The sequence below is a fragment of the Pseudobdellovibrio exovorus JSS genome, assembly GCF_000348725.1.
GTDB lineage: Bacteria > Bdellovibrionota > Bdellovibrionia > Bdellovibrionales > Bdellovibrionaceae > Pseudobdellovibrio > Pseudobdellovibrio exovorus.
This window is the reverse complement of record NC_020813.1, coordinates 2,647,811-2,657,893: the sequence shown is the minus strand read 5'-3', so window position 1 is coordinate 2,657,893 and position 10,083 is coordinate 2,647,811. Positions and strand designations below refer to the sequence as shown.

At 43.5% G+C, this 10,083-nt stretch carries 11 protein-coding genes; 10 read left to right on the top strand and 1 reads right to left on the bottom strand.

Annotation, left to right across the window (positions count from 1 at the left end):
* Positions 1–179 precede the first annotated feature (179 nt).
* The 8 genes from rpmH (at position 180) to rsmG (ending at position 7,249) form a co-directional block, all read left to right on the top strand.
* Entirely contained in the window at positions 180–332 is a 153-nt protein-coding gene (rpmH, locus tag A11Q_RS13195) for a 50S ribosomal protein L34 (protein WP_015471328.1), read from the top strand.
* Positions 322–660: a ribonuclease P protein component gene (gene rnpA / locus A11Q_RS13190; protein WP_041575332.1), complete on the top strand. Its 339-nt coding sequence runs from the start codon at positions 322–324 to the stop codon at positions 658–660. The genes rpmH and rnpA overlap by 11 nt, the downstream gene beginning before the upstream one ends.
* Positions 596–925: a membrane protein insertion efficiency factor YidD gene (yidD, locus tag A11Q_RS14075; RefSeq protein WP_083860533.1), complete on the top strand. Its 330-nt coding sequence runs from the start codon at positions 596–598 to the stop codon at positions 923–925. Before rnpA ends, yidD begins: the two co-directional genes overlap by 65 nt.
* Positions 894–2,558 (top strand): membrane protein insertase YidC, encoded by a 1,665-nt coding sequence (gene yidC, locus A11Q_RS13185; RefSeq protein WP_015471326.1) that lies wholly within the window; start codon positions 894–896, stop codon positions 2,556–2,558. The genes yidD and yidC overlap by 32 nt, the downstream gene beginning before the upstream one ends.
* Positions 2,559–2,603: 45 nt before the next feature.
* Positions 2,604–3,176 carry a Jag family protein gene (locus A11Q_RS13180; RefSeq protein ID WP_015471325.1) on the top strand — a complete coding sequence of 191 codons (573 nt, stop codon included), beginning with the start codon at positions 2,604–2,606 and terminating at the stop codon, positions 3,174–3,176.
* A 10-nt stretch (positions 3,177–3,186) separates the two neighbouring features.
* Entirely contained in the window at positions 3,187–4,611 is a 1,425-nt protein-coding gene (gene mnmE / locus A11Q_RS13175; RefSeq protein WP_015471324.1) for a tRNA uridine-5-carboxymethylaminomethyl(34) synthesis GTPase MnmE, read from the top strand.
* A 1-nt stretch (position 4,612) separates the two neighbouring features.
* The gene (mnmG, locus tag A11Q_RS13170) at positions 4,613–6,505 is read left to right on the top strand and encodes a tRNA uridine-5-carboxymethylaminomethyl(34) synthesis enzyme MnmG (protein ID WP_015471323.1); all 1,893 of its coding nucleotides are present in this window, start codon (positions 4,613–4,615) and stop codon (positions 6,503–6,505) included.
* Between the two features lie 66 nt (positions 6,506–6,571).
* The gene (gene rsmG, locus A11Q_RS13165; protein ID WP_015471322.1) at positions 6,572–7,249 is read left to right on the top strand and encodes a 16S rRNA (guanine(527)-N(7))-methyltransferase RsmG; all 678 of its coding nucleotides are present in this window, start codon (positions 6,572–6,574) and stop codon (positions 7,247–7,249) included.
* Positions 7,250–7,674: 425 nt separating this feature from the next.
* Here the strand turns inward: rsmG and A11Q_RS13160 are convergent, their stop codons facing one another.
* Entirely contained in the window at positions 7,675–8,175 is a 501-nt protein-coding gene (locus tag A11Q_RS13160) for a hypothetical protein (RefSeq protein ID WP_148285005.1), read from the bottom strand.
* 106 nt (positions 8,176–8,281) lie between these two features.
* Between A11Q_RS13160 and A11Q_RS13155 the strand changes: the two genes are divergently transcribed.
* Entirely contained in the window at positions 8,282–9,085 is an 804-nt protein-coding gene (locus A11Q_RS13155) for a ParA family protein (RefSeq protein ID WP_015471320.1), read from the top strand.
* A gap of 10 nt (positions 9,086–9,095) precedes the next feature.
* Positions 9,096–10,070, top strand: a complete 975-nt coding sequence (locus tag A11Q_RS13150; protein WP_015471319.1) for a ParB/RepB/Spo0J family partition protein — start codon at positions 9,096–9,098, stop codon at positions 10,068–10,070.
* The last annotated feature ends 13 nt before the right edge of the window (positions 10,071–10,083 follow it).

Here is a 10,083-nt window from a genome sequence, read left to right as displayed (position 1 = left end):
CAAACTCGACCCCCCTCGGACGAAAGACTGCTTTAACAATATGATTTCAACTTATCAACAGTTGACCTCGTTGATGCAATGTGATTTATTTCTACTTCACTTAATTGGCATGTGCCGATTATATTTGCAAATATATTGTATGTGACGTATCTACGTCGTAGTTTAAACAGGGGTATTTTATGAGTAAACGTACTTATCAACCAAGCAATCGCCGTCGTAAAAAAACACACGGATTCCGTTCTAAAACCGCTACAGCTGCGGGTCGCAAACTATTAAATCGTCGTCGCGCTAAAGGCAGAAAAAAACTTACAGTTACTTCTGGTGGGAAGTAAGCCTTATCCACTTAAAAGATCTTCGATTTTCAAAGAAGTCGCCACAAAAGGGACCAGAAAGCGGCTATCTGCATGGTTAACATTGCAGATGTTGCCGTCTGTTGACGCCAAAAACTATTTTGGTGTCACGGTTTCTCGTAAAGTGGCGAACTCAGTTATTCGAAATAAACTCAAAAGATGGGTAAGAAACTGTGTTAGCACTGAAAAATGGCCTGAAAAATACGAATCATACACATTCGTGTTTGTGTTCAAACCACAAGCAGATGCTAAATTTTTTACACAGAAGAAATACTCTGACTTCAAAGACCTCTACAAAAATATCAAATAAGGTCGCTCGCTTTTTTATCCTATTTTACCAAGCTACTTTTTCATACTTTTTGGGTGGAAATTGCCGCTACTATCCTTCGTGCTCTCACTATGCGCACGAGGCCTATACAAAACACAGTGTTGGATATGCTTCTTGGCTTGTGTTTAAAAGGTTGATGAGTTGCCATCCGTTCAGTAAAAAAAGCTTTTATGATCCAGTTCCATTAACACCAGCAGAAATAGAAATGAGTCTGTATGAACAATCAAAACGAATCTCCGTTCGGTAATCCAAAATTCATCGCCTCGATCATTGTTGTTTTCCTGATGCTTTGGGGATGGCAATACTACATGAACAAAACCTATCCTCCTGCTCCGGCGAAACCCGCAGCGACAGAGGTAGCAGGCAGCACAGCAAATGGCTCTGCGAATGGAACAGTTTCTGCGGAAGTGGGAACGGGAGCTTCAGCAGCTACTATCGGTTCTAACGGGACAGCAAATTTAGCTCAGCAGGCAGCGGAAACGGCGACTGAAAAGACGTTCTCTTATGAAGACGAAAATGTAAAATGGAGTCTTTCATCTTTCGGGATGGGTCTAAACTCTTTAGAACTTAAAAAATACACGAACAAACAAAAGCAGCCGATAGTTTTTAACTCGAGTGAAAAGCTTTTTGCCAATACAGTAGAGAACCAAAATGTTTTCTATAAATTAGAGCAAACAAGTGCCACTGAGTTTGTGGGAACAGCGACAGTAAACGGGAAAAATATTCGCCGTACTGTAGTTTATCATCCAGAAACGATGAGCTTCACTTCAGAAGTTTCTTTCGATACGACTCCAAGCACAGTTACTTTTTCAACAGCTGAACCTAAATTGGTGATCTCGAGCGGTAACTTCTTCTTACCTTCTTTTGAAAGACAGGATTTCCTTTTCCAAGATGCTGAAAAAGTTAAGACAGAACATGTTTCTGGTTTAAAAGACGAAGAGACTCTTTCTAAATCTGCATCGAATATACGCCTAGCTTCGATTGGTTCGCAGTACTTCACTCAAAGTTACATCGATAAGTCTGATGTTTTGCCATCATTGAATATGAATGTGGCGAACAAAACGGCGAAAATGGATGTGGTTTATGACCTGAAAGACGCGAAAGTTTCACGTCTAAGCAACATTATCTTTATCGGCCCAAAAGTTCCAGAAAACCTTAATAAAATCGATCCTTTACTTCCTGAGGTAATGGACTATGGTATCTTCGGTTTTATCTCGAAACCGCTTCTTTCATTGATGAAATTCATGTTCGGTATCTTCGGAAACTGGGGTCTGGCGATTATCGCCCTGACTATCGTGGTTCGTTTTGTGATGTTGCCGTTTAACATCGTTTCTTTCAAATCAGCGCGTGCTATGCAGAAGATCCAACCGGAACTTCAAGCTGTCCGTGAAAAATACAAAAACGATCCAATGGCCGTGAACCGCGAAACAATGGCCTTGATGAAACAGCACAATGCGAATCCATTAAGTAGCTGTTTACCTATGTTGATCCAAATCCCGATCTTCTTCGCTTTATGGAGAACTATCGGATCTAGTATTGAAATCTATCAACAGCCGTTCTTTGGTTGGATTACAGATTTAAGCTCGCACGATAAGTTTTTTGTTTTGCCAGTTTTGATGGGTGTCACGATGTTCTTCCAACAGAAGTTGACTCCGACGACTATGGATCCGATGCAAGCTAAGATCTTAAACTTTATGCCGATTCTATTTTCGTTATTCATGTTGAGCTTACCAAGCGGTCTGACACTTTATAACTTTGTCAGTGCCCTGTTCGGTGTGGGTCAACAGTACTTCCTTATGAAGGACAGAAAAACGGATAAAAAAGCAGATGACGCCGTTGGCGCTCTGGCAAAAAAAGTAAGTTTAAAAGCTAAGAAATAATAATCGTAAAAGCTATAGAAGTAGAAGTTAAAGAAGGAGTAAAAAATGGCTGGATTTTTCAGTAAATTATTCGGTGGTGGAGCTAAAAAAGATAATAATCTGGAATCAGTTGTAGAAGCGACTCTGAACGGTATTCTTGAAAAAGGTAACTTTGACCTTTCTTATGAATTGAATCTATCTAAGAAAGACGATGTTACAGAAATCAAAATTGATTTTTCTGGAAACGATGAAGCTCTTTTAAAAGACTATAAAGGTCAGTTATTAGATGCGATTCAGTTGATCATCAAACGTGTGACTCAGCACCATTTCGCAGACATTCAAACAAATGTGTTAGTGGACTGCGGTGGTTACCGTGAAGAATCAGAAGCGGCGTTGATCGAGCGCGCTGAGCACTTAAAAACAATCGCTATTGAGCAAGGTAAATCTGTTTATTACCGCGCGTTGCCTCCGAAAGAGCGCAAAGTGGTTCATCAGTACTTGGCGCAAGACGGCCGTGTTAAAAGCCGCTCTTTAGGTGATGGTCTTTACAAAAAAATCAAAATCTACCCAGCAACAAAAAGCGGTAACGGACAAGGTGGCCAAGCAAATGGTGCCGACACTGTTGCAGGCGAAAACTAGTCTTTAAGTTATGATGTGGAATCGAAATGAACAGACTATTTGTGCCATTTCGACTCCTCACGGAGTCGGCGGAATCGCCGTTATCCGTGTCAGTGGGCCGCAGGCGTTAAGCATCAGCGGCCGTATTTGCAAGCGATTATCAAAATCTCTTTCAAACGAGGAAACTCTTCAGTCTCATTTTCAATCCCATCGTGCCTATTTTTCTGAAATTCATGATTTAAAAGGGCAAAAGATCGACGAAGCCGTGGTGACTTACTTTGCCCATGGCAAATCGTTTACCGGTGAAGAGGTGATCGAGATCTCGTGTCATGGAAGTCCTTATATTACAGGACAGATTTTAGATCAGTTGGTTCAAGCCGGCGCTAAAATCGCCGAACCTGGTGAGTTCACTTACCGCGCCTTTATGAATAACAAACTGGATCTGGTGCAAGCTGAATCTGTTTTGTCGTTGATCGAAAGTCGTAACAAATCCGCAGCCAAGGTGGCACTTCGTCAACTGGAAGGCCATGTCTCGAAAGAAGTGGAAGAGCTGATTTCGGACCTAACGTGGTGTTTGGCCCATATCGAAGCGTCGATTGATTTTATCGAGCAAGGCATTGAAGTGGTTGACACCAGCGAGTTGATTCACAAGCTTGAAAAAATCAACGGCACCTTAGAAAAACTTCTTCAGTCCTATGAATCTGGTCGTCTGATCAAAGATGGTATTAAAGTTGCCCTGTTAGGCGAGCCGAACGTGGGTAAATCCAGCTTACTGAATTTATTACTTCAAAATGACAAAGCGATTGTCACACCGATTGCGGGAACAACTCGCGATGTGATTGATGGCGAAATTATCTTTGATGGCATGAAGTACATCATCAGTGATACGGCAGGCCTGCGCGAAACTCAGGACGAAGTGGAAATTATCGGTATCGATCGCTCGCGCCAAGAAGCTGAAAAGGCGGACCTGCTTTGTTTTGTTTTCGATGCTACTGAAAAAGAGTGGCAGCGCTCGCTGCAAATGGCGACTGAAATTCAAAACAGCAAAAAGATATTCTTATTAAACAAATCCGATACTGTTTCAGCCGATGAGCTGTACCGCATACAGGACGAGATCTCGATGAGCCTTGGTCTTTCCGGCGCTCAAGAGATTTTAGCCACATCGGCCCGTGAAGCCACCAGCCGCAGCCATATCTTTGCGGCGATCAAGTCAGCGGTGGGGCAGTTCGACTATCTAGATGAGGCGGTGATTTCGTCGTCTCGTCAATTCGAGCAGGCTCAGTACTCTTTTGAAATGATTTCAAAGTCCGTGGATGAACTCAAAAATAAGACCGGAGCAGAGTTCGTGGCCCTCTATCTGAAAGAGGCCTTGCTGTCCCTTCAAAAAATTCTTGGACAAGTCTATGACGATCAGATTATGGATAGGGTCTTTAAAGAGTTTTGCTTAGGAAAATAACGTGAGTCAGAAGACAGTTGATTATGACATTATCGTCGTCGGTGCCGGCCATGCTGGTATTGAAGCCTGTTTGGCGTCAGCTCGTCTTGGCGTTAAGACCTTGTTAGTGACCACCAATTTAGATCGTATCGGCTACATGTCCTGCAATCCGTCCATCGGGGGGCTGGCAAAAGGCCATATGGTGCGCGAGCTGGACATCCTAGGCGGTCAAATGGGTATAGCTGCTGATCAGTCCTGCATTCAGTTTAAACGCCTGAATTCCAGCCGTGGACCTGCCGTCAGGGGTTCCCGTGCCCAATGTGATAAACATGTCTATTCGGACCTGCAAAAAGCGGTTTTAAGCTCGCAGCCGAATCTAAGCCTGCTTGAAGGCGAAGTGAAACGATTGATCTTAGATCAAAATCAATGTCAGGGAGTTGTCCTGCAGGATGGCTCGGAAATCCGCGCGCAGGCGGTGATCATCACAACCGGTACGTTTATGAACGGAGTCATGCACTTCGGTCTTAAACAAATTGCCGGAGGTCGTATCGGCGATCAGGCCTCTGTGGGCTTATCAGACCAGTTGGCTGCTTTCGGTTTTGAAGTGAAGCGCTTGAAAACAGGAACTCCGGCGCGGTTACATAAAGACAGCATCGACTGGTCAAAAACTGAAGAACAATACGGAGACGAAAAATTCTATCCGTTTTCACACACCTCAGAAAAGAAATTCTATCTGCCGCAAGTGGCGTGTTATCTGTCGAATACCACCGAGCAGACTCACGAGATTATTCGCAACAACTTAGACAAGTCGCCGATGTACTGCGGAGTCATTGAAGGCACAGGTCCGCGCTACTGTCCGAGTATTGAAGACAAGATCATGCGCTTTGCAGATCGCAACTCGCATCAGACATTCCTAGAGCCAGAAGGTCTGAATACGGATCTGATTTATTTGCAGGGCATTTCGACTTCGTTACCAGAAGAAATACAAGATCAATTCTTAAGAACTATCGCGGGCCTAGAGAACGTCAAAGTCGTGCGCTATGGCTATGCCGTAGAATACGATTATATCGAACCGACTCAGATTTATCATCGTCTTGAAACTCGCCCTGTCGAGAATTTATTTTTAGCAGGGCAGATCAATGGTACCAGTGGTTACGAAGAGGCGGCTTCACAGGGCTTTATTGCCGGAGTGAATGCGGCCCACAAGATTTTAGGACGCGAAGAGTTTATCTTGGGCCGTGATGTGGCGTATTCAGGAGTGTTGGTCGATGATCTTGTGACGAAGGGCACGCGTGAGCCATATCGTATGTTCACGTCCCGTGCGGAACATCGCTTAGTTCTGCGCGAAGACAATACGGCTGATCGCCTTTCAGAAGTTTCTCGTAAATTGGGAATCGTTCCACAGGCAAATCTTGATCGCTTAGAAGAGCTGAAGCTGCGCCGTCGTGCGATGCTACAGACTCTGGAAGAGACATTCGTTTATCCAAAACCAGAAGTGAATTTACTTGTGGAAAGTTTGGGAACAAAAGCCTTAGGAAAACCTCTGCGCCTAGCGGAATTATTGCGTCGTCCAGAAGTGGGATTTGATGCTTTAGAAAAATTAGGCGAAAAATTGGGATATCAATTTGATAATGATTCCGAAGTGACGGATGCTGTTGAAATCGAAATTAAATACTCTGGATATATCAAAAAGCAGAATGAAGTTATTGCGCAAGCTAAGCGATTTGAAGAGGCATTAATCCCCGCTCAAACGGATTTCTCTTTAATCAAAGGCCTATCTGCAGAGGAAGTCAGTAAACTCAAGTCCGTTAAACCTCGCACTTTGGGACAGGCTCAGCGTATTAGCGGAGTGAATCCTTCGGGGTTACAGGCAATTATGATATACTTAAAGGCTCGTAAAGAATTAGAGCTATAGTCGATAAAAAATTAATCCGATAAATGTCTGTAGCGGCACACATGGAATGTGAAAAGGAGTGTTGAATTGAGCGCACCTGAAATCAAGCACGACAACTCAGACAAAGCAGCACCTAATTGGCGTTTGAAGAATTGGTTTCCTGAACTGGATGAAACAGTTTATAGGAACCTCGAGCTTTATTTTACAGAGCTTCAAAAGTTCAATAAGGTCATCAATTTAGTTTCAGCGAAGACGTTGATTAACGCTGATGCCACCCATTTCGCAGATTCTGTCTACGCCTCAAGAATTGTTCGAGAAAAACTGAATGTTAACAAAGTGTTATATGACTTTGGTAGCGGCAATGGTTTTCCGGGTTTGGTCTATGGAATCCTTTATCCAGATCAAAGAGTAGCTCTGACAGACTCTGATGAGCGCAAATGTGAATTTTTAAAACATGTTATTCAGCGAGCTGGATTAACGAATGTTCAAGTAATCAATAAGCAGATTGAGCTTCTTGCCAAGGACCCGATCGAGCAGGTGATCAGTCGCGGATTTTCTCAGATTCCGAAAATGCTTTTAACTCTTAGAAAGATGATGCCGAAAGGCTCGCTTGTTTTTCACATGAAAGGTGAAGAATGGGCTATCGAAATTTCCCAAATCCCCATACAGCTCTGCTCGGCATGGCAACCCACTTTAGCAGGAGAATACGTTCTACCTGTCACGAACGCGAAGATGTTTGTGGTGGAAACCCTGAAGTTGGACTAGCTTTCGCCTTTTACTCGGTCACGGAATGAAGATAATCTTTTTAGCCTTTAAAGCCTCGGACAGCTGTTAGAAAACTTGCGACCCTTTCTTCGTAATCGGCGTTGATCGTTGTTTTCTAACAGAACTCGTTTTAAAGGCTAAAAAGATTATCTTCACGCGAGAGTAAAAGACTATAGCTGTAGTGGGTGGGGTGTCTTTGTTGATAGCTTCTTTATCCAGACGAGGCTCCAGTCCTGCTCAGGACTAGATCTAAGTGTGAACAGGACCAATGCAACCAATCTTTCGCCAGAATTTCCCCTTCTAATGTCCTAGTCATCGTTATTTCAATAGTACTTATGCGCTTTAAAACGAGTTCCGCCCTTCGGCGGCTGTCCGAGGCTTTAAAGCGCATAAGTACTATTGAAAAAGGACTCCCGACTAGGACGCTAGTGTTTAGAAGGGGAAGGCGCCGAAGCAGGCTCGGTTGTTCCACGTGGAACATATTTTCTCATGCCTTGGACCTTGTCGTAGGCGATTTTTTCCCGTTGGATCTTGATAATAGCGCGATAGTCCGCAATTTCGGCTTCGTCGGGCCATGGGCGACCGCCTTCAGTGAGGCTTTCTTCGTAGCGCTCGGCTACTAGATGTTTTCGCGTTTCAAGGCTAATTTCAAAGAATTGTTTCTGCTGTTTCAGGCGATCGATTTTCGCTAGGGAATCTTCCACCTTTTTGAGGGCGTATTTAACTTGTCCAGTCTGAGGAACAACAGCGTCTTTTTCCTTCTGTAGACTAGCCAAATTCTTGGTTTCTTCCTCAAGGGCCTTGTCAGCAATAGATAATTCCTCTTGAAGATCCATATAAATAGCGTCGGAAAGCTCCGGATTCGGATTTTTCTTCGTACACGAGGCTAAAATAAGCGCAAAAGCTATAAAAAGTAGAGGTTTCATGTAATGTTCCACGTAGAACATCGGCTAAAAGGTCCTAAAACTGAAATTTTTCTTGCTCAGGACTCGACAAAAAGCCAATATGACTGCGCAACTATAAGGAGACACCATGATTAAGACGATTTGCATATCCAATCAAAAGGGCGGAGTAGGAAAAACCACTACTACTGTCAATTTATCTGCGGCTTTGGCCCAGCAAGGATATCGTGTTTTGGTGGTTGATATGGACCCTCAGGGTAATGCTTCGAGTGGTTTGGGTATCAAAAAGCACGAAGTTCAGGACTCGAATATCTATCATGTGTTGATTGGCGAACAAAACCTTCAAGATGCTGTATTCAAAAGCCCTAAAGACGGCGTTTGGGTAGCCACGGCTAACCCAGACCTTGTGGGAGCTGAAATTGAGTTAGTGGATATGCCTCAACGTGAATACCGCTTGAAAAATGCTTTAGCTACAGTTGCAGATCAATATGACTATGTCTTGATTGATTGTCCCCCTTCATTGGGACTTTTAACTCTGAATTCATTGGCCGCAGCGAACAGTTTCTTAGTGCCACTTCAATGTGAGTACTATGCCCTAGAGGGATTAAGTCAGTTGCTGAATACAGCGGGCTTAGTGAAGAAAAGCATCAATCCAAATCTACATATCGAAGGCATCTTGCTGACGATGTTTGATAAGAGAAATAACTTGGGTCACCAAGTTGTAGAAGAGATTCGTTCACACTTTAAAGACAAAGTTTTCAATGCTGTGATTCCACGAAATGTTCGTCTGAGCGAGGCGCCGAGCCATGGTGTTTCGATCTTCGGATATGATCCAAAATCCATCGGTGCTTTGATGTACGCTGAGCTGGCAAAAGAGCTTTTGGCGCGCACAGCCAACACTCAAGTTTCTGAAAACAAAAGCTTTGACTTATAGGGTATAATATATGGAAATCAATAAAGATAATTTGAACAAAAAAAGACTTGGTAGAGGATTAGGATCGTTGTTAAGCGGACCTGCCACTGAGGCCACTGAAGATACATTTGTTGCGGCACCCATCGCCCCTCCCCAAAGCGCAAAGGCAGCAGCAAATGTAGAATCTCAAGTTCCACCTGAAAGCCGTGTTTGGACGATTGCCATCGACAAATTAGTTCCAGGTGTTTACCAACCTCGTAAAAATTTTGAAAAAGAAAGTCTTGCTGAATTAGCCAGTTCTATTAAAGAGAACGGCATCATCCAACCTATTACTGTTAGAAAACGTAAAGAGGGTGGCTTTGAAATTCTAGCCGGTGAACGTCGCTGGAGAGCGGCTCAGATGGCGGGTCTTCACGAAGTTCCTGCAATCATTAAAACTCTGACAGATCGTGAAGCTCTACAAGTGGCTTTGATCGAAAATATTCAACGTGAAGATTTAGATCCCATCGAAGAAGCTGAAAGTTATCAGCGCTTGATTCAAGAGTTTGCGTTGTCTCAGCAAGAGGCCGCAGAAAAAGTAGGTAAGGAAAGATCGTCAGTTGCCAATGCTCTACGTCTATTAAGTCTTCCTTCTGAAATTCGTGAAATGTTAACGGCGAAGCAAATCAGCGTCGGACATGCAAAAGCGATCCTTTCGTTGACGGATAAAGCGCGTCAGATAGGTCTAGCTAAAAAAGTTTCTGAAAATGGGATGTCTGTTCGTTCTTTAGAGAATGAAATCAAAGGCTTACAAAAACCGACAGCAGATAAAGTTGAGACTGATAACGCCACTGCATTGACGAAAGTGGATCTAGCTGGAAAACTAGCGGCTGAGCTAGCGGATCAATTGCAGAAAGCCTTGGGCACGAAAGTGGAAATTACCTATAAAAAAGGTAAAGGACAGGTTCAGGTTCACTTCTACAGCGATGACCAACTGACTCAGATTTACGAAAAATTAAAAGACTAATATATAGAGAGAG